The 21,288-nt window shown below is 34.3% G+C and carries 16 protein-coding genes; 13 read left to right on the plus strand and 3 right to left on the minus strand.

Annotation, left to right across the window (positions count from 1 at the left end):
- Positions 1-9 precede the first annotated feature (9 nt).
- From NGI30_RS03930 to ccpA, 10 genes are all read left to right on the plus strand, one after another.
- Positions 10-1,086, plus strand: a complete 1,077-nt coding sequence (locus NGI30_RS03930) for a M42 family metallopeptidase (RefSeq protein WP_251942772.1) — start codon at positions 10-12, stop codon at positions 1,084-1,086.
- Between the two features lie 17 nt (positions 1,087-1,103).
- A complete protein-coding gene (locus tag NGI30_RS03935; RefSeq protein WP_251519768.1) occupies positions 1,104-1,412 on the plus strand; it encodes a thioredoxin family protein in 309 nt (102 codons plus the stop codon).
- Positions 1,413-1,591: 179 nt separating this feature from the next.
- On the plus strand, positions 1,592-2,455 hold the full coding sequence (locus NGI30_RS03940; RefSeq protein ID WP_251942773.1) for a DUF1444 domain-containing protein: 864 nt from the start codon (positions 1,592-1,594) through the stop codon (positions 2,453-2,455).
- Between the two features lie 12 nt (positions 2,456-2,467).
- Positions 2,468-3,067, plus strand: coding sequence for a YtpR family tRNA-binding protein (gene ytpR, locus NGI30_RS03945; RefSeq protein WP_251942774.1), 600 nt, complete (start codon positions 2,468-2,470; stop codon positions 3,065-3,067).
- Between the two features lie 17 nt (positions 3,068-3,084).
- On the plus strand, positions 3,085-6,777 hold the full coding sequence (locus NGI30_RS03950) for a DNA translocase FtsK (protein ID WP_251942776.1): 3,693 nt from the start codon (positions 3,085-3,087) through the stop codon (positions 6,775-6,777).
- Positions 6,778-6,809: 32 nt separating this feature from the next.
- Positions 6,810-8,123: a UDP-N-acetylmuramate--L-alanine ligase gene (murC, locus tag NGI30_RS03955; RefSeq protein WP_251519776.1), complete on the plus strand. Its 1,314-nt coding sequence runs from the start codon at positions 6,810-6,812 to the stop codon at positions 8,121-8,123.
- A 71-nt stretch (positions 8,124-8,194) separates the two neighbouring features.
- Entirely contained in the window at positions 8,195-8,764 is a 570-nt protein-coding gene (locus NGI30_RS03960; RefSeq protein ID WP_251519778.1) for a DUF948 domain-containing protein, read from the plus strand.
- An 80-nt stretch (positions 8,765-8,844) separates the two neighbouring features.
- Entirely contained in the window at positions 8,845-10,116 is a 1,272-nt protein-coding gene (locus NGI30_RS03965) for a hypothetical protein (protein WP_251942779.1), read from the plus strand.
- A 311-nt stretch (positions 10,117-10,427) separates the two neighbouring features.
- Positions 10,428-11,519 (plus strand): bifunctional 3-deoxy-7-phosphoheptulonate synthase/chorismate mutase, encoded by a 1,092-nt coding sequence (locus tag NGI30_RS03970; protein WP_251942780.1) that lies wholly within the window; start codon positions 10,428-10,430, stop codon positions 11,517-11,519.
- Between the two features lie 254 nt (positions 11,520-11,773).
- Positions 11,774-12,763 carry a catabolite control protein A gene (gene ccpA / locus NGI30_RS03975; protein WP_251519784.1) on the plus strand — a complete coding sequence of 330 codons (990 nt, stop codon included), beginning with the start codon at positions 11,774-11,776 and terminating at the stop codon, positions 12,761-12,763.
- Between the two features lie 94 nt (positions 12,764-12,857).
- On the opposite strand, the gene NGI30_RS03980 is transcribed toward ccpA, so the two are convergent.
- Together NGI30_RS03980 and NGI30_RS03985 are read right to left on the minus strand one after the other, a co-directional pair.
- Positions 12,858-14,015, minus strand: coding sequence for an acetoin utilization protein AcuC (locus tag NGI30_RS03980; RefSeq protein WP_251519786.1), 1,158 nt, complete (start codon positions 14,013-14,015; stop codon positions 12,858-12,860).
- Positions 14,016-14,028: 13 nt separating this feature from the next.
- Positions 14,029-14,661: a GNAT family N-acetyltransferase gene (locus NGI30_RS03985; protein WP_251519788.1), complete on the minus strand. Its 633-nt coding sequence runs from the start codon at positions 14,659-14,661 to the stop codon at positions 14,029-14,031.
- A gap of 179 nt (positions 14,662-14,840) precedes the next feature.
- Here NGI30_RS03985 and acsA point away from each other — a divergent pair, with 179 nt between their 5' ends.
- Entirely contained in the window at positions 14,841-16,550 is a 1,710-nt protein-coding gene (gene acsA / locus NGI30_RS03990) for an acetate--CoA ligase (protein ID WP_251519790.1), read from the plus strand.
- Positions 16,551-16,918: 368 nt separating this feature from the next.
- The gene (locus NGI30_RS03995) at positions 16,919-18,586 is read left to right on the plus strand and encodes a formate--tetrahydrofolate ligase (RefSeq protein ID WP_251942782.1); all 1,668 of its coding nucleotides are present in this window, start codon (positions 16,919-16,921) and stop codon (positions 18,584-18,586) included.
- 97 nt (positions 18,587-18,683) lie between these two features.
- Here the strand turns inward: NGI30_RS03995 and NGI30_RS04000 are convergent, their stop codons facing one another.
- Complete coding sequence (locus NGI30_RS04000) at positions 18,684-19,589, minus strand: biosynthetic peptidoglycan transglycosylase (RefSeq protein ID WP_251942784.1); 906 nt, start codon at positions 19,587-19,589, stop codon at positions 18,684-18,686.
- Between the two features lie 379 nt (positions 19,590-19,968).
- Here NGI30_RS04000 and tyrS point away from each other — a divergent pair, with 379 nt between their 5' ends.
- Positions 19,969-21,234, plus strand: coding sequence for a tyrosine--tRNA ligase (gene tyrS, locus NGI30_RS04005; RefSeq protein ID WP_251519801.1), 1,266 nt, complete (start codon positions 19,969-19,971; stop codon positions 21,232-21,234).
- The last annotated feature ends 54 nt before the right edge of the window (positions 21,235-21,288 follow it).

Below are 21,288 nucleotides of genomic sequence, written 5' to 3' on the forward strand. Positions count from 1 at the left end.
TGAGCGAACGTGACTATTGATTTTAATAAAACAATTAAGAGAATGCAGACATTAACAGAATTACATGGTGCTCCAGGGTTCGAAGATGATGTTAAATCATATTTAATAAAAGAGATGGAACCTTGCGTCGATGAGTTTGTTTATAACCGAATGGGCGGGTTTTATGGCGTGAAGAAATCAAATAAACAAAACGCAAAAAAAGTAATGGTTGCTGCACACATGGATGAAGTTGGATTCATGGTGACGCATATAACCCCACAAGGTTTATTACATTTCACTAATTTAGGCGGTGTCGCAAATGATATTTGGCAAGGACAACGCTTAAAAGTAAAGACACGCGAAGACGAAGAAATTATCGGAATTGTATCTAATATACCTAAACACTTTAGATCCGGTAATGAAGGTGCACCTAAGATTGAAGATTTGATGTTGGATATAGGTTGTGACTCAGAATCAGAAGTCCTTTCACGTGGTATACAGATTGGAGATTCAATCGTTCCTGAAACACCGTTTACACAGTTATCTGAATACCGTTATGCTAGTAAAGCATGGGATAATCGCTATGGTTGTTTAATTGCCCTAGAACTATTAGAGTCATTACAAGGAGAAACGTTAGATTTCGATTTATATGTGGGTGCAAATGTACAAGAGGAAGTAGGTCTCAGAGGTGCACGCCCAGCAGCCGAATTAGTCGATCCTGACGTTGCTTTTGTAGTAGATTGTTCACCAGCCAATGATATGAAGGGAAGTCAACGTCTCTCAGGTACATTAGGATCTGGAACGTTAATTAGACTTAAGGACGGGACGATGATACTCAAGCCTTCATTTAGAGACTATTTAATGCGTTTGGTAGAACAACATGATATCAATTACCAATATTACATTTCACCAGGTGGAACAGATGGTGGAGAAATTCATAAAGCAAATATTGGCGTACCGACAGCTGTGATTGGTGTATGTGCTAGATATATCCATAGCACAAATGCAGTATTTGATATTAGAGATTATCACTCAGCTCGACAATTATTAATTCAATCAGTTACGCAATTGGATGATAAACAAATAGAACATTTACAATATCAATAAGATTTAGGAGAGAGAATATGAAAGCATTAGAAAATGAACAACAATTTAATGAATTGAAACAACAAAAGACAGTATTTCTTTTCACTGCAGATTGGTGCCCTGATTGTAAAGTCATCGAACCAGATTTACCTCAATTAGAGGAAAAGTATGATTCATATCATTTTGTATCTGTAGATAGAGATCAATTTATGGATATTTGTATTGAACATGGCATTATGGGCATCCCAAGTTTTTTAGTATATCGAAACAATGAACAAATAGGCTCGTACATTGGGAAAGAACGCAAATCTATCGAGCAAATAGATGAATTTTTATCTAGTTTATAATGTCTAGTATAAATTTTAAAAGTAAATGATGGGGGTTTGTTGGAAAAATTTATTTATTTAAGTAGAGATGAGTAATGATTCATTATCTACAGACAAATCCCTACAATTTACTTTTTTTCTGTTACTAGCTTATTATTTATTGTAAACTATATTAAGGCACGTAAATAGGAGTGTTATCAATGAATGTCTTTCAAATGAGAGATAAGCTTAAAGAACGTTTAAGTCATTTAAATGTGAAATTTAGTTATAATCGCGAAGAAGAAACATTACGTATTTCAAGAGAAGATAACGGTAAAGGTGTAACCGTTAAACTTGATACAATTGTAGCTAAATATAAAGAACAAAAGGAAAATATCGTAGACGAAATTGCATATTATGTTACTGAAGCTATTGGTCAAATGAAAGATCAAGATATTTCAGAACTTGAAAACATAGAAGTAATGCCAGTATTAAGATCACCAAGTTTTGACAAAAAAGATAAAAACGGTGTTCCATTTGTTATCGAACGTCATACTGCAGAAACAAATATATTTTATGCTGTTGACTTAGGTAAGTCATACCGTTTAATAAATGAAAAAATGTTGGAACAAATGAATTTAACACAACAACAATTAAAAGAAATGGCTTTATTCAACGTCAGAAAATTAGACAATAAATACAAAACTGATGAAGTTAAAGGTAATATTTTCTACTTTGTTAATTCAAATGATGGTTATGATGCGAGTCGCATATTGAATACCCAATTTTTAAATGAAATTCAACAACAGTGCGAAGGTGAAATGTTAGTTGCCGTACCACATCAAGATGTATTGATTATTGCTGATATACGAAACAAAACAGGTTATGATGTTATGGCACATTTAACAATGGAGTTTTTCACTAAAGGATTAGTGCCGATTACTTCATTATCATTTGGTTACGATCAAAGTCACTTTGAACCTATATTTATTCTAGGTAAAAATAACAAACAAAAAAGAGATCCGAATGTTATTCAAAGATTAGAAGCAACAAGAAAACAATATCAAAATAAAGATAAACATTAAGGAGTTTTAAATATGAATTTATTTTATAATAAAGAAGCAGTAGGAGATGTAGCTTTTTTACAAATTGATCCTACACCAGGTGAATTTAGTTACGAAACTAAAGGAGATGTAGTGGAAATCACACGTGAAAGTCAAGTAGTTGGCTATAACATCTTCAACGTTTCTCAACACGTAGAAATTAATGGAAATGGACATATCAAACTCACAGAATCATTGCTCAATGGGCTACAACAGTTAATTAAAAATGCTGGATTTAATTATGAACTAGACGCTGATTTATCACCCAAATTTGTAGTTGGATATGTAGAAACGAAAGAAAAACATCCAGACGCTGATAAATTGAGTGTATTAAATATAGATGTAGCAACTGAAAAGTTACAAATTGTTTGTGGTGCACCGAATGTTGAAGCGGGTCAAAAGGTAGTCATTGCTAAGGTAGGCGCAGTAATGCCTAGTGGTATGGTGATTAAAGATGCGAAACTCAGAGGCGTAGAGTCAAGTGGTATGGTATGTTCTATGAAAGAATTGAACTTGCCGAATGCACCGCAAGAAAAAGGAATTATGGTGTTATCTGATGATTACAAAGTGGGACAACCATTTTTTGAAGAATAAAAGGAGGTCATGCACGAATGAGCTGGTTCGATAAGCTATTTGGAGAAGATAATGATTCTAGCGATAGTTATCTTAATAAGAGAAACCAACGACGTCAAAGAGCTAATGAACGCGAGAGACATGACTCATTACATTCGCAAAATAACGATGTATACGAGAGACCTAGAGGTAAATTTAGATTTCCCATCAATGGTTTAGATAAGACGGAAGGTTCTCATCATAATGACGAGGTGAATGAATCTACTTCATACAGACACGAACAGACAGAACCTGACTTTATGAGTGATCAAGGTCAACGTAGACGCCGTAGACAAAGCAATGAGGCAGATTCAACATCACAGAATAATCGTAACAATAGTAGTTATACATCGACTAAACGCAAACAATCTAGTATAGAGCATAAGCCTAAACAACACAAAGGCACAAGAATGCGTATACAAACAGACGCTTTACGTGCGAGTAGTAATACGAAACAAAATCGTTCAAAACCTTTGTATCATCAACGAGAGTTTAAAGCGAGCGAAGTACCGTCAGCTATTTTCGGTACGAAGACGCCTAAACCGCTTAAAGCAGGTAAGATTGTAACTTCTAACAACTCTGAAGACACTTCGGATTCTAAACAACAAGAAACGAAAAGAGATTACAGTAGCACTGGGCATTCAAAAACTTCATCTTCTGAAAGCAATCGCAGTGAAGTACGTCAACAACATTCAGAAACGTCAAACACTTCGAATAAACAAGGGACACCAGAAGGTAAGAACAATACGATAAATATTGAAAATATTTACGCGTCACAAATTGTTGAAGAAATTCGTAGAGAACGTGAACGCAAAGTTAACCAGAAAAAGCAATTTAAAAAGGCTTTACAACAAAAGCGTCAACAATATCAACAAAACGATTCTGATAGTATACAAAAAGCGATTGATGAAATGTATGCAAAACAAGCGAAAGATTATTTAGGTGAAAGTTCTTTAGATGACCTAGAATTAGATGATATTGATTCACAAAACGATGAACAACATAATTCAACACAAAGTGAAACAAATACATTACATGAATCAAATCATGCAAATGATGCGTCACAGCATGAAGGTGGACAATATTCACCATTTAATTATGAAGAAGTTGACTTAGATAATGTAAGTAACGTACATACAGATGCAAACGAAACACAAATTATTGAAGACGTTGAAGACGAGAATAATGAGCAAGATTCTGTAGAAACATCCTCAAATAATGAGGACACGGAATCAAATCATTCAGAACAATCTCATTTAGAAGAAGTGCAATTATCTAATCCTCAACAAACAAATACGGAAAATGGTACTACTTCTACAACGAATATTGATGAAAATATAACAGACAATCAATATTCAGAATCTAATACTTCACCAGAAAATGAAGTAACTGAGGCAAATTATCGAGAAATTGATGAATCTTCAAGCAATAAACAACACGATGAGGATTCAGATATTCATGAAACTTCATCGAAAGAAGAAACTGATGGTGAAAACATATCTAACGACCAATTAACAGAAAACACTCAAACTTCTGAGTTTAAAGAAGATAATTCAGAAACATCTAATTTAACAGAAGAACAAAGTACTGGAAGTGAACATTCATCGCATGTTGTTTCAGAAACACCGACATCCGATATTGATTTAGTTGATAATGATAATGATTCTAATAACGATGAAACAGATGAACGCTCTGAAAACATAAACCAAAATGAAGAAACACAATCGCAGTACGAAAGTACAAAACATCACAGTGAAAATCAACCTCAAGCAACGGAATCATCTATCGTTAATAATTCGCATGATACTGCATCAAATCAGCAATCTTCAGATGTTGAAAATGCAAAAAATAATGAAAAATCAACGGAACCACGAACATCGAAAGAACAACCAAATTCAAATATTAAGAAACGTCCTAAGAAGAGTGGGGGTAGCCCGTTCAATGTTGTAATGACGCCTTCAGATAAGAAACGCATGATGGATGCACAAAAAGAAAAATATATTTCACAACATAAAGATATTTCAAATAACCTCGTAGACCAACAACAAGAAGAATCGAATGAAACAATGTCGGTTGAAGACGATTCAGATAAAGATAAAAATGAGCCACCAAGTCAAAATAAGGCAAATCTTGAAAAACCAAGCAGTGGAACAACTTCTTCTACACAAGAAAAACAGAAGGTAACTGAGCCGCCACTAAAACCAGAAGTTTCAAATCAACAAGCAGTTGAACATTCGGTAGAACAAACCGTTGAACAACCATCGCAAGATTCTCAAAATAAAAATTCATTAAGAAAAGGTCCAATGATTCAACTACCAAGTACAACTCTTCTAGAAGAGCCAGAAGAAATCAAGGTAGATAATGAGTGGATTGAAGAAAAGAAACAAGAACTTAATGAAGCATTTTATTACTTTAATGTACCAGCAGAAGTCCAAAATGTTACAGAAGGACCAAGTGTGACACGTTTCGAACTTTCTGTTGAAAAAGGTGTGAAAGTGTCACGTATTACTGCATTACAAGATGATATAAAGATGGCTTTAGCAGCAAAAGATATTAGAATAGAAGCACCGATACCGGGTACGAGTCTAGTTGGTATCGAAGTGCCCAACCAATCATCGACAAAAGTTAACTTGCGTTCGATTATTGAATCACCAAGTTTTAAAAATGCTGAGTCCAAATTAACAGTTGCTATGGGTTATCGTATAAATAACGAACCACTGTTGATGGATATAGCTAAGACACCGCATGCACTTATAGCAGGCGCAACAGGTTCAGGTAAATCTGTATGTATCAACAGTATTCTTATGTCATTGCTTTATAAAAACCATCCAGAAGAGTTAAAGTTATTACTCATAGATCCTAAGATGGTTGAATTAGCGCCATATAATGATTTGCCACATTTAGTGTCACCTGTAATTACAGACGTAAAAGCAGCTACACAAAGTCTTAAATGGGCTGTCGATGAAATGGAACGTCGTTACAAAGTATTTGCGAAATACCATGTACGAAATATTTCAGCATTTAATAAAAAAGCACCATATGAAGACAGAATGGCGAAAATCGTTATCGTTATCGATGAGCTTGCCGATTTAATGATGATGGCACCACAAGAAGTTGAACAATCTATTGCACGTTTAGCACAAAAAGCACGTGCAAGTGGTATCCATATGTTAGTTGCTACACAACGACCTTCTGTAAATGTCATAACTGGATTAATCAAAGCAAACATTCCAACTAGAATTGCATTTATGGTATCATCAAGCGTAGATTCACGTACTATTTTAGATAGTGGTGGCGCTGAACGTTTATTAGGTTATGGTGACATGCTTTATTTAGTTAATGGTATGAATAAACCAATCCGCGTTCAAGGTACATTTGTTTCAGACGATGAAATAGATGATGTAGTAGACTATATAAAACAACAACGTGAACCTGAATATTTATTTGAAGAAAAAGAGCTCCTTAAGAAGACTGAAGCACAACCACAAGACGAATTATTCAATGATGTTTGTCAATTTATGGTTCGAGAAGGACATATTTCTACGTCATTAATTCAAAGACAATTCCAAATCGGATATAATAGAGCAGCAAGAATCGTAGACCAACTTGAACAATTAGGTTATGTTTCAGGTGCAAATGGTTCTAAACCGCGAGATGTGTATATGACAGAAGCTGATTTAAATGACACATAAAGATAAATAAACAATAAATAAGGAGTGGTAAAATGACGCATTATCATTTTGTTGGAATTAAAGGATCAGGTATGAGTTCTTTAGCCCAAATTATGCATGATCTTGGAAATAAAGTACAAGGTTCAGATATTGAAAATTACGTATTTACAGAAGTTGCGTTAAAAAATAATGGTATTGAAATCTTACCGTTTGATCCAAATAATATTAAAGAAGATATGGTGGTTATTCAAGGTAACGCCTTTCCTGATACACATGAAGAAATTGTTAAGGCACATGAGTTAAAGCTTGATGTTATTCGTTATCATGATTTCCTAGGACATGTGATTAATCAATTTATTTCCGTCGCTGTAACTGGTGCCCATGGGAAAACATCAACAACTGGTTTGTTATCACATGTGATGAATGGTGACAAGAAAACATCATTCCTAATTGGAGATGGAACTGGTCTTGGAATTCCAGCTAGTGACTACTTTGCCTTTGAAGCGTGTGAATACCGTAGACATTTCTTAAGCTATCACCCTGATTATGCAATTATGACAAATATCGACTTTGATCACCCAGATTATTTTAAAGACATAAATGACGTTGTAGATGCCTTTCAAGAGATGGCACGAAACGTTAAAAAAGCAATTATTGCTTGGGGTGAAGATGAGCATTTAAGAAATTTAGATTTTGAGGTACCTGTGTATTACTACGGATTCTCTGAAAATGATGATATCTATGCTAATAACATTCAAATAAGTGAAAAAGGTACTCAATTCGATGTTTATATAAAAAATGAATATTTCGATACTTTCATTTCACCACAATTTGGTGATCATAACATTTTAAATAGTTTAGCCGTAATTACTATTTGTTATTTAGAAGATTTAAATATTGAAAATATTAAAGAAGCGCTTGAAACTTTCGGCGGTGTTAAACGTAGATTTAATGAGACAAAAGTAGGTAAACAAGTACTCGTCGATGATTATGCACATCATCCAAGAGAAATTAGTGCTACAATTGAATCTGCGAGAAAGAAATACCCACAAAAAGAAGTAGTCGCTGTCTTCCAACCACATACATTTAGCCGTACGCAAGCATTTTTAGACGAATTTGCTGAGTGTTTAAATACAGCTGATAAAACTTACTTATGTGATATTTTCGGTTCAATAAGAGAAAATAATGGTGAGTTAACAATTCAAGATTTATTGCAAAGAATTGATAATGCCGAACTCATCGATGAATCGACTGTAAATGTCTTAGAACAATACGATGATGCTGTTATTTTATTTATGGGCGCTGGTGATATTCAAAAAATTCAGCGTGCATATATGGAAAATATAGGTGTTTCCACCTCATTTTAATATGTTTATGTTAAAATGAATTGGGTATTTATATTAAATAACAAGATATGTTTATTAGGAGGCGTTTTAAAATGGAATGGATTTTACCCATAGCTGGAATTATTGCGGCAATTGCTTTTTTAATCTTAGTCATTGGAATCGTAGTCGTATTAATTTCAGTTAAGAAAAATTTAGATCATGTTGCTAAAACTCTTGATGGGGTTGAGGGACAAATTCAAGGTATTACACGTGAATCAACGGATTTACTTCACAAAGCTAACCGCTTAACTGAAGATATCCAAGACAAATCAGATCGTTTAAATTCAGTTGTTGATGCAGTTAAAGGTATCGGTAACTCAGTTCAAACTTTAAATGGTTCTGTAGACAGAGTTACAAACTCAATTACGCACAATATTTCTCAAAACGAAGACAAAATTTCTCAAGTTGTTCAATGGTCAAATGTAGCAATGGAAGTTGCTGATAAATGGCAAAACAGAAGAGATCGTAGAAATAGTGCAAATTATAAAGCGGACAGTGTAGCAAATGAAACAAATTATTCAAGCGAGTCAAATTACTCAAATGATAGAAGAGCTTACTCAAATGAGTCAACTCATTCAAATGAATCAAACCAAAGCTATACAACACGCGTAAACAAAAAATAAATCATATACTTAAACAAACAAATGCACTTAAATGAGGGTAGTACTTATTTAAGTGCTTTTGTTATAGGAGGCTATCTTTTATGAAATATTATAATCGTGATAATTATGAAAGAAATAACTATGAAGGCAATTTTGAAAGTTATGAAGTACCAGAAAATTTTTCAGAAGGACCACGTAATGTATTTGTCTATGGTTTTATCGTAGGGGCAGTACTTGGTTCAGCGATTGGCATTGTTTCATTAAATAAACCTAAAAAACGTGAAAAACCTTCTGACAAAGCATACAATTCAAACATCATTGCTCAATCAGAACAAGATAAATTAGAAGCTGATAAGCAAGTTGATCACATTAAATCTAGTGTAAATGGAGCACAACGTAAAGACAACCCAGAATTAGAAGCGCAGAAATCTGCTATTCAACAAGAATCTGCAAGCAGTAATTTAGCTGATAATTCACCAAATCCTCAACACGATGAAAATAAACAACTTAATGCGGATGAAAGTAAATCAGATTCAAAAGATACTGAAGCATCACATATTAATTCAAATTCTACACCTTCAACAGACGAATACAATGCACAACAGCAGGCAATTAAAGAAGAGGTTGCTGAAGATGATGCTAAACATTCAGATAGTAACGCCTCTGATTCAAAACATACTGGTGCTAAAGTAGCAGCTGCTACAGGTGGAACAGTTGCTGCGGCTTCAGTTGCAAAAGCAGCGAGTGATAAAAAAGATGCAATGCATTCAGATGATAAAGTTGTAGAAGACACTAAAAAAGCCCAAACAACAAATGAAATCAACAGTAAGAATGACAAAGATGTACCTAACTTAGTTACTGAAGATGATAAAAAGCAAAATTCTAAAAAATCAGCAGCTGTAGCAACAGGTGCAATTACAGCATCTAGCCTTGCTTTAGCGGCAAAAAATAAAAATAATGCTTTATCAAAAGATAGCCAAGTAGCTAAAAAAACTGAGAACTTATTAAAACCTGAAGCAATCAAATTAGGTAAGAAAAAAGATGTACCTAACTTAGTTACATCTAGTGCTAGCACTGCTGGTGTTTCAAATGATAAAGTGAATAACACACCAGATAAAGAACAATCTGCGCAACCGGCACCAGCTGAAAGACGTGTAAAACAAACACACGAATCAGCAACATTCAACAATGGTATCATTACACATAATAAAGCAGGAGCTTCTGAAAACAATTCGACTGTAAATGAATCTAACAAAGAGCAAAATTCAGCTGAAGCAAAAAATAATGAACCTGTTTATAAAAAGAATAGACCACAATCAACAAAAGCTGAAAAAGCTGAAAGCAAAATCGAGAAAAGAACATTTAACGATTAATAATATTAAATAATTACTTCTGCCTGAGACAGGTCACTGTCTCAGGCTATTTTTATAAACAATAGATTCGCTAAATAATTTTAAAGATTTTGCTAAAAATATATCTTTATTCATATGTAAAAAGTAGGGTATTTGACAATTTCTATTTGAATATGACTGAAAATTCAGTTATTATTAAGCGTACCCGTTCCAAATATATTTTATATTCTGACTTGAACTTATATACGGTTCTTGTTAGAATGTTTTTTAACATTTATTTTATCGCTTTAAAGCGAAACAAAATATTTAAATTTTCATAGAGGTGAGTAAAAATGACGGACAGATTACAAGAACTGAGAGAAGAACTTGTTGGGATTAATGATGAAATACTTACGCTTTTATCTAAAAGAGGGAAGCTCGCACAACAAATAGGTCAGGAAAAACGTAAACAAGGTACAGTCGTTTATGACCCACAACGTGAAAAAGAAATGATTAATCAATTATTAGATAAAAATGAAGGCCCATTTAACGACAACGTGATAAAACAATTATTTAAAGAAATTTTTAAAGCCTCTACTGATTTACAAAAATCAGAAAACGAAAAGCATTTATATGTATCAAGAAAGTTAAAACCTGAAGATACAATCGTTCAATTTGATAATGGTGGTATCATTGGTGACGGTAACAAGTCATTCGTATTTGGACCATGTTCAGTTGAATCTCAGGAGCAAGTAGATAAAGTGGCTGCTGATTTACAGGCAAAAGGCGAGAAGTTCATTAGAGGTGGCGCATTCAAACCGAGAACATCACCATATGATTTCCAAGGACTTGGTGAAGAAGGATTAAAAATACTTAAAAATACAAAAGAGAAATACAACTTGAATGTTGTTAGTGAAATTGTAAATCCAGCTGACTTCGAAATCGCTGATCAATACTTAGATGTATTCCAAATCGGCGCACGTAACATGCAGAACTTTGAACTATTAAAAGAAGCTGGTCGTACAAACAAACCAGTCCTATTAAAACGAGGACTTTCAGCAACGATTGACGAATTTATTTTTGCTGCAGAGTACATCGCATCTCAAGGTAATGAAAATATCATCTTATGTGAACGCGGTATTCGAACTTACGAAAAAGCGACACGTAATACATTAGATATTTCAGCTGTTCCTATTTTAAAACAAGGCACGCATTTACCAGTATTTGTTGACGTCACGCATAGTACTGGACGTAAGGATATTATGTTGCCAACAGCAAAAGCTGGTTTAGCAGTAGGTGCTGATGGTATTATGGCCGAAGTACATCCTGATCCATCTGTAGCATTAAGTGATAGTGGTCAACAAATGGACCTAGATGAGTTCAATACATTCTACAATGAATTAAGACCACTTGCTGATATGTATAATAATAAACAATTAAAATAATAAATATTGAACTAAATCAACAATACATCTACTTAATTTAAAATTTTTCTATCCTTATCACATGTTCGAAATGCTTGTGATAAGGATATTTATTTTATAAATAAGTAACTTTACAAGAGCATTTTAAAGGTAAATTTGACATAACCATGACAACTAAGTCAAATTTATTTGATTACTTCACAAAATGTGATAAACTTTGAAAAGTCATGAAAACAGGATATAATAGTAAATAAAACGCTTACAAGGAGGAAAATATGACAGTCACTATATATGACGTTGCACGTGAAGCACGTGTTTCGATGGCAACTGTATCAAGAGTTGTAAATGGTAACCATAACGTTAAACCGCAAACCCGAGATAAAGTAAATGAAGTTATAAAGAAATTAAATTATCGTCCTAATGCCGTTGCAAGAGGGTTAGCTAGTAAACGCACGACAACTGTAGGCGTGATCATTCCTGACATATCAAACGTATACTATTCTCAACTTGCACGCGGTTTAGAAGACATCGCAACGATGTATAAATATCACACAATTATTTCTAATTCGGATAATGATCCACAAAAAGAAAAAGAGATTTTTAATAACTTATTAAGTAAACAAGTTGATGGCATCATCTTTTTAGGTGGTACGATTTCTGAAGAAATCAAAGAAATTATAAATAAATCTTCTGTACCTGTAGTCGTTTCTGGTACTAATGGAAAAGACGATGGTATTGCTTCAGTTAACATTGATTTTAAAGCGGCAGCCGAAAAAACTACGCAACACTTAATTGACAAAGGTGCTAAAACGTTTGCATTTGTTGGAGGAGAATACTCTAAGAAAGCTCAAGAAGAAGTACTCATGGGCTTAAAAAACGTTTTATCACAGCATCAATTAACATTAGATGATGATCATATATATAACGGTAATGAAACGTATAAAGATGGCATCAAAGCTTTTGAAGCTTTAAAGAAATATAAACCTGATGCAATTTTATCTATTAGTGATGAGCAAGCAATCGGACTCGTTTATGCAGCACATGATGTTGGGGTTGAAGTACCTGAATCATTACAAATTATTAGTTTTAATAATACGCGTTTAGTTGAGATGGTACGTCCACAGTTATCAAGTGTCATTCAACCATTGTATGATATAGGTGCGGTTGGAATGAGATTACTGACTAAATATATGAATGAAGAAGACATTGAAGAGCCTAATGTAATCTTGCCACATCGAGTTGAATACAGAGGTACAACAAAATAATTTGATATTCTAGATTTATCTTACTCATTTAGCAAGTAAAAGCGATGATTTCACTGTTTTATAAAATCATCGCTTTTTTATATACATTTATAAATTACTCAAACCAACTTTTTACTTGTAATGCATGCTTACGATTGGTTTGAGATATTTCGTCTTTTCTCGGAATCATTTGGTAGTTTGTCAATTCATCTTTCCAGACTGTTGGAAGGGGACATGTCGCATAACTTTGCCATTTATTTAACCATCGTTCAGGCAAATTCCCGTCTTGAGGTGGCTCATTAATCAATGCTAAAAATACATGACTCCATGCACGTGGTACAACTTCCCATATATTATAACCACCGCCTCCGAACATCATCACTTTACCTTCCGTATATTTGTCAGCTAATTCTTTAATCATATAAGGTATTTGATATAGTGCATCTAAAGTGCAATTCATATGTGTAAGTGGGTCTAAATAATGGATATCTGTACCATGCACACTGAGTATAATATCTGGCTTAAAGGTAGCAATTACTGGTTCAATCGTTGTTTTGAATGACTCAATAAACGATTGATCTTCAGTGTAAGGTTCTAGTGGCACATTCACTGTGTAGCCGTAGCCTGTTTCACTTCCCCGTTCTGTATAATGGCCCGAACCAGGAAATAGAAATTTACCTGTTTCATGAATGGAATAATTTAATATATGGTTGTTTGTATAAAAACTCCATTGTGTGCCATCTCCATGATGGGCATCTGTGTCGATACAAAGCACACGTTGATTGTAGTTCTGTTGTAAATAAGCTGCAGTAATTGCAACATCATTATAAATACAAAAGCCATTGGCACGACCTGGTAAACTGTGATGTAAACCGCCACCTAAATGACACCCATTTGTCAATTTACCTTCCATAATTAAATCAGCGAGATTAAGCGCGCCACCAACGATACGAGCTGAATGTCTGTGCATCATACGAAACTGAATGGTTTCTTCGCCATCTAAACCATATTTCTTCGCTTCTGATTCACTTAAAATACCATGAGAAGCATGACGTATTGCCTGTATATAATCATGTGTGTGAATTAAACCTATTTCTTTATCGGTAGCTATACGAGGTTGGATGATTTGTGTTTCCTTTAATGCACCTAACTCTAATAATAATTCGGTTGTTAATTTTAATCTCATTTGATTGAAGGGATGACTGTTATTAAAGCGATATTGTAAAATTGCGTTTGAATAAACATACCCCGTTGTTTGTTTTACGTTGTTCATGACATACCCACCTTTAAAAGAAAAATCGATTCATAAAACGAATATCATCAAATGATTGTAATTGATCGATTGTTATTCTTGAACCAATTCTGGCCATCAGACAATTTGCTGGATGACTTGTAATTTCAGGGTCATCTGTAGCAAATACTTCTAGGCCACCATAACCCATTAATTTTTGCATTAACTTTTTATATTGGTAAACATCTAATTGGGAATTCTTCAAATCCCAATGCCAATAATACTCAGTAGTTAATACGATATAATCTTCATATTCATCTGCTGCCAAACTAACCTTTATTAACTCACTACCAAGATGTAGGTGACGAAACGCTAAACTGACCTCTATGGCACCTAATTCAATTAAATAAGATAATTTACCAGTTGCCCATCGTTCTAGTGGATCGGGGTAATGATAAGTTACATAACCAATGATATGCTGCTCTTCACGCAATACGAAAATACGTCCTTCAGGTAATTCACTTATTTCTTTAAGTGCTTCAAATTGATCGTCAGGTGTACGAAATGCATCTAAACCTTCGTCGAATGTCATAGAAGATAACGATTCTATAGGGACTGGACCTTCAATTATGAACGTACCTTCATCCAAATGATAAGTTTCAGATTGATATGTTTTAATGTGTTCCATTGTTTCACTCCCATCACGCACGTTAAGGTATAAAATATTAATTAAATTATCTTTATTATATGTGATAGTTCTAGAAAATCCTACAAAATGAGGCGTTTTATTTTGATTATTTTGAAAATTTAAAAATTATTCTGTATAATCAACTATAAGAAAGCGATTTCAAACAAGGGGGATTTAAAATGAAAGTAGAAGTTTATGAAGGGGAACAAGGAAATTTTAATCTTCAAGATTATGAAAAGGAATATCAAAACTTCGACTGGAAAGAAGTTGAGAAAGCATTCACGTGGTCAGAAACAGGAAAAGTTAATATGGCACATGAATGTATCGATCGTCATGTAGATGACGGTAAAGGCGATAAAGTCGCATTACACTATAAAGATGCGAAACGTCAAGAAAGCTATACTTATAAAGAAATGCAGTTAAATATTAATAAAGCTGCCAATGTGTTAAAGGATGAGGCAAATGTAGAGAAGAGCGATCGAGTATTTATCTTTATGCCTAGAACACCTGAGTTATACTTTGCATTTTTCGGGATTTTAAAGTTAGGTGCAATTGCAGGTCCTTTATTCGAAGCATTTATGGAGAAAGCTGTCGGTGATCGTTTAGATAATAGTGATGCTAAAGTAATCATTACAACGAATGCATTGTTACCTCGTATTCCTAAAGATAAATTGCCTAACCTTGAAACAATCGTCGTAGTTGATGACGAAGTTGATGATGAATACGTTGACTTTAATAAATCATTTGAACAGGCAAGCGAAGAATTTGAAACAGAATGGTTATCACTTGATGACGGTTTAATTTTACATTATACATCAGGTTCTACAGGTCAACCTAAAGGTGTGTTACATGCACAAAAAGCAATGTTATTACATTATATTTCTGGTAAATATGTATTAGATTTTAAAGAAGATGATGTTTATTGGTGTACGGCTGACCCAGGTTGGGTTACAGGTACATCTTACGGTATCTTCAGCCCATGGTTAAATGGAGTGACGAACTGTATTGCAGGTGGACGTTTCTCACCAGAGTTCTGGTATAACATGATTGAAGAATATAAAGTAACTATTTGGTATACAGCACCAACTGCTTTAAGAATGTTAATGAGTGCTGGTGATGATGTCGTTGAGAAATACGATTTATCATCATTAAAGAGTATCTTATCAGTAGGTGAACCGTTGAACCCAGAAGTTATAAAATGGTCTAAAGATGTCTACGGTAAACGTGTATTAGACACATGGTGGATGACTGAAACAGGTGGCCATATGATCGTTAACTACCCAGCAATGGATATCAAATTAGGCTCAATGGGTAAACCTCTACCTGGTGTGGAAGCAGCGATTGTTGATGATCAAGGAAATGAGCTACCTCCAAATCGCATGGGTAATTTAGCAATTAAAAAGGGTTGGCCATCAATGATGGTTTCTATTTGGAAGAATCCAGAGAAATATGATTCTTACTTTATTGGTGATTGGTATGTATCAGGAGATTCAGCTTATAAAGATGAAGATGGCTATTATTGGTTCCAAGGACGTGTCGATGATGTCATCATGACTGCTGGAGAACGTGTTGGCCCATTCGAAGTTGAGTCTAAATTAGTTGAGCACGAAGCTGTCGCAGAAGCGGGTGTGATTGGTAAACCAGATCCAATTAGAGGAGAAATCATTAAAGCCTTCGTAGCATTACGTTCTGGATATGAGCCTTCGGACGAACTTAAAGAAGATATTCGTAAATTTGTAAAAGAAGGTTTAGCGGCACATGCTGCACCACGCGAAATCGAATTTAAAGAAAAATTACCAAAAACACGTTCAGGTAAAATCATGCGTCGTGTACTTAAAGCTTGGGAACTTGATTTACCAGAAGGCGATTTAAGTACAATGGAAGATTAAAAAACTTTATAAATAGTATTAATTAATTCAAGAGTCCCTATTTAAGGGAAGCTATTTTATAACAATGAATAGGAGAGGAGTCTGAGGCAAAAATAGATGTCTCAGACTCTTTTTCAATTAGCCATTAGAAATCTGAATTGAAAATGCACTTAAATCAAGATTTTTTCAATCCTAGTCATCATGCCGAGATGGGACCACGAAATCTCTATTAGAAGATTCGATTTCTGTTTCACGTCACTAATTCAACACCGTGATGTCGCAAATGAAAGCGTTATCTAAATTGTCGACATTCAGATGTAAGTTAGATACTATTAAAGTGTAAGGACGTAGTGAAATTTTTTACTATAAACTAAAAGGGGCTGAGGAATTTGGCACAATTATCGGATTTAGATATTGCGAATAAAGCAACGTTGCAACCAATTAGCGATATTGCAGAAAAGGCTGGAATCGACGCAAATGCATTAGAACAATATGGACATTATAAAGCTAAGATCGATATCAATCAGATTAAACGTCGTGAACAGAAAGGGAAAGTTGTACTCGTCACTGCAATGAGTCCAACTCCAGCAGGTGAAGGTAAATCAACAGTAACTGTAGGCTTATCAGATGCACTTAATCATTTAAAGCATAACGTAATGGTTGCATTACGCGAACCTGCATTAGGACCTACATTTGGTATCAAAGGTGGCGCAACTGGTGGTGGTTACGCACAAGTATTACCGATGGAAGATATCAATTTACATTTCAATGGTGATTTTCATGCAATAACAACTGCCAACAATGCGTTATCAGCTTTTATAGACAATCATATTCATCAGGGTAACCAACTTAATATAGATCAACGACGAATTGAATGGAAACGTGTCTTAGATATGAATGATCGTGCATTACGTAATGTGGTTGTCGGATTAGGTGGGCCAACACAAGGTGTGCCGAGAGAAGATGGGTTCAATATTACGGTAGCTTCTGAAATAATGGCAATACTTTGTTTAGCTCGTGGAATTAAAGACCTTAAAGAAAAGATAAGCAAAATTACAATTGGTTATACGACTGACAAAAAGCCTGTTACTGTAGCTGATTTAAAAGTTGAAGGCGCACTAGCGATGATTTTAAAAGATGCTATTAAACCGAATTTAGTTCAAACCATTGAGGGCACGCCTGCACTTGTTCACGGAGGTCCCTTTGCTAATATTGCACATGGATGTAATTCCATTTTAGCAACAGAAACAGCTAGAGATTTAGCAGATATTGTAGTTACAGAAGCAGGATTTGGTTCAGACTTAGGTGCGGAAAAGTTCATCAATATTAAAGCGCGTGAAGCAGGATTTGAACCATCAGCTGTAGTAGTCGTGGCTACAATTAGAGCAATTAAAATGCATGGCGGCGTTGCCAAAGATAATTTGAAAGAAGAAAATGTTGCAGCTTTAAATGACGGAATCGTAAATTTAGAGCGTCATGTAGATAATGTTAGAAAGTATGGACTTGAACCTGTTGTCGCATTAAATGCATTCGTCAATGATACGGACAAAGAAATTGAATTTGTTAAAAACTGGGCAAACACACATAACGTGAAACTTGCACTAACTGAAGTGTGGGAGAAAGGCGGGCAAGGGGGAGTTGAATTAGCAAATGAAGTGTTAGATGTAATTCAACAGCCTCAATCATTTAAACATTTATATGATTTACAAACGCCATTAGAAGAGAAAATAGAAACAATTGTCAAAACTATATATGGTGGAAGTAAAGTTACTTTTTCTAGTAAAGCAGAGAAACAATTGCAACAATTTAAGGCGAATGGGTGGAATCATTTTCCAATATGTATGGCAAAAACGCAATATTCCTTTACAGATGATGCCAACAAACTCGGTGCACCTGAAGATTTTGAAATTACGATTCGTGAATTAGAAGCTAAGACTGGCGCAGGATTTATTGTAGCATTAACGGGGTCAATTATGACAATGCCTGGTTTACCAAAAGAACCAGCTGCATTAAACATGGATGTGACTGATGATGGAAAAGCAGTAGGTTTATTTTAATGGAACATTATCAAGTGAAATAAATTTTTTACACATAAAAGGAGAGGCGTCCGAATATTAAAGACGCCTCTTTTGTTCATATTTAATTGAATGATTATTATTGTGTTACTAAATGTGCTTTAATGTTATATTTTTTTGCACGTTCATATGTTTTAGAGGAGATTTGTTTTTCCACTAACATACGTTTAAGAACGTAATGTTGTCGATCAATGCCAATTTGAAGCGCTTGATCTGATTTTAAAGAACCATCTTTGTTATAAGGCGTATAGTGATAGGGACTTTGTAGTAAGCCTACGATGTAAGCGGACTCAGCAACGTTTAAATTTTCTGCTGATTTACCGAACAAGCTAAATGAAACAGACGCAATACCACTAATATTTGCACTATGACTATCCAAACCAAATGGGACAATATTTAAATAAGTAAAGAGTATTTCTTTCTTACTGAGTAAATGTTCTGTACGCATTGCCAATACCAATTCATTGGCTTTACGGCTATAGGTGCGCTCTTTCGAAAGGACTTGGTTCTTAACGAGCTGTTGTGTGATAGTGCTGCCACCTGTAGCAGATTGTGAATTAAATAAATCTTCACTGATAGCTCGAAAAACTGCCTTTGGTAATACACCGTTATGGCGGAAAAACATACTGTCTTCAGAAGAAGTAAGTGCCTTAATAACATTGGGGCTGACTTCCTTAGGTCCTGTAATAAGTGTATTTGTAGAATTGTCATATTGAGGTAATATCGGTTTGTTGATTTTCATTTTAGTGTTGCCAGAAATGGTTAATAATTCCTTTTTTAGTTCTGCATCAGACATATTTGTGGAGGTTTTTGATAAACTATGAAAATATATCATTAAAGCTAATAATGTGATTCCACATATTAAACAAAAAATTAAAAATAGTCCTATACAGATGCGTTTAATCTTTTTATATATGCGTTCAAAATTTTGGAATGTTGTTTGGTCTGTTTGATGTTGAGGTTGATCAAAAATTTGTTTTTGCATTGTTACCTCCTTGATTTAACAAATATTATAACATATATTGTTTCATTGACTTTTAAAAAGGAGTTAATTATAATGAGTTACAAATCGATATCGTTATTTGGATATAGGACAAGTAGCATTTTGCCATTTCTTAAGAGAGTTAGTGGTTGCTGGAAACTAATGTAATGCTTAATGTGAATACACCTAGCTAATATTATCCAAACATTTTAGTTAATGAATGTATCATTAATAAAGTTGCTTTCTAGAGTATGGTGGTACCGTGCAATTGCGCCCTTACAATTCGTTGTAAGGGTTTTTTATTTTTTATAATGGTGAAATGTATGAGTAACGATATCCAATTTTCAATAATATAGAGCTAAATTACTAGGAGGTTAGGTTGATGACAAATGAACTCATTTCAGAATTACAATGGCGAGGTTTAATTTATCAACAAACGGATGAACAAGGTTTAGAAGATTTACTCAATAAAGAACAAGTGACTTTGTATTGTGGTGCTGATCCAACAGGAGATAGTTTACATATAGGGCACTTATTACCATTCTTAACATTACGTCGCTTCCAAGAACATGGCCATCGACCACTTGTATTAATAGGTGGCGGTACAGGAATGATAGGAGATCCTTCTGGTAAATCAGAAGAACGTACACTACAAACGGAAGAGCAAGTTCAACATAACGTTGAATCTCTTAGTAAACAAATGCACCAATTATTTGAATTTGATACAGATAAAGGTGCAACGTTAGTAAATAACAAAGATTGGTTAGGACAAATATCTTTAATTGATTTTCTAAGAGATTATGGTAAGCATGTCGGTGTGAACTATATGCTTGGTAAAGATTCTATTCAAACACGTTTAGAACATGGTATTTCATACACTGAATTTACGTATACCATCCTACAAGCGATTGATTTCGGTCATTTAAATCGAGAATACGACTGTAAAGTACAAGTTGGCGGATCTGATCAGTGGGGTAATATCACAAGCGGAATTGAATTAATGCGTCGTATGTATGGTCAAACTGAAGCTTTCGGTTTAACAATTCCATTAGTTGTAAAATCAGATGGTAAGAAATTTGGTAAAACTGAAGGCGGCGCAATTTGGTTAGACGCAGAAAAAACAAGCCCTTATGAATTTTATCAATTCTGGATTAATACTTCAGATGATGATGTAATTAAATTCTTGAAATACTTCACATTCTTAGAAAAAGATGAAATCGATAAATTAGAACAATCACTAGAAGAAGCACCACATTTACGTGAAGCACAAAAAGCATTAGCAGAAAATGTTACTCGATTTATTCACGGTCAATCAGCACTTGATGATGCTATTCGAATTTCACAAGCATTATTCTCAGGTGATTTACAATCTCTTTCTGCTCAAGAGTTAAAAGAAGGATTCAAAGATGTGCCACAAGTTGAATTAAGTCAAAATACGACAAACTTAGTTGAAGCAATTGTAGAAACTGGTATCTCTTCTTCTAAACGTCAGGCACGTGAAGATATTAATAACGGAGCAATTTATATTAATGGTCAACGTCAACAAGACCTCAAATATGAATTAAGCGATGAAGATAAGATTGAAAATGAATTTACGATTATCCGTCGCGGTAAGAAAAAATATTTCATGGTGAACTATAAATCATAATTCGATTAACAAAATATATAAAAGAGGATGGAAAATAAATTATTTTCCATCCTC

It is taken from the genome of Staphylococcus sp. Marseille-Q5304, assembly GCF_943737015.1.
In the GTDB taxonomy this organism is placed as follows: domain Bacteria; phylum Bacillota; class Bacilli; order Staphylococcales; family Staphylococcaceae; genus Staphylococcus; species Staphylococcus hsinchuensis.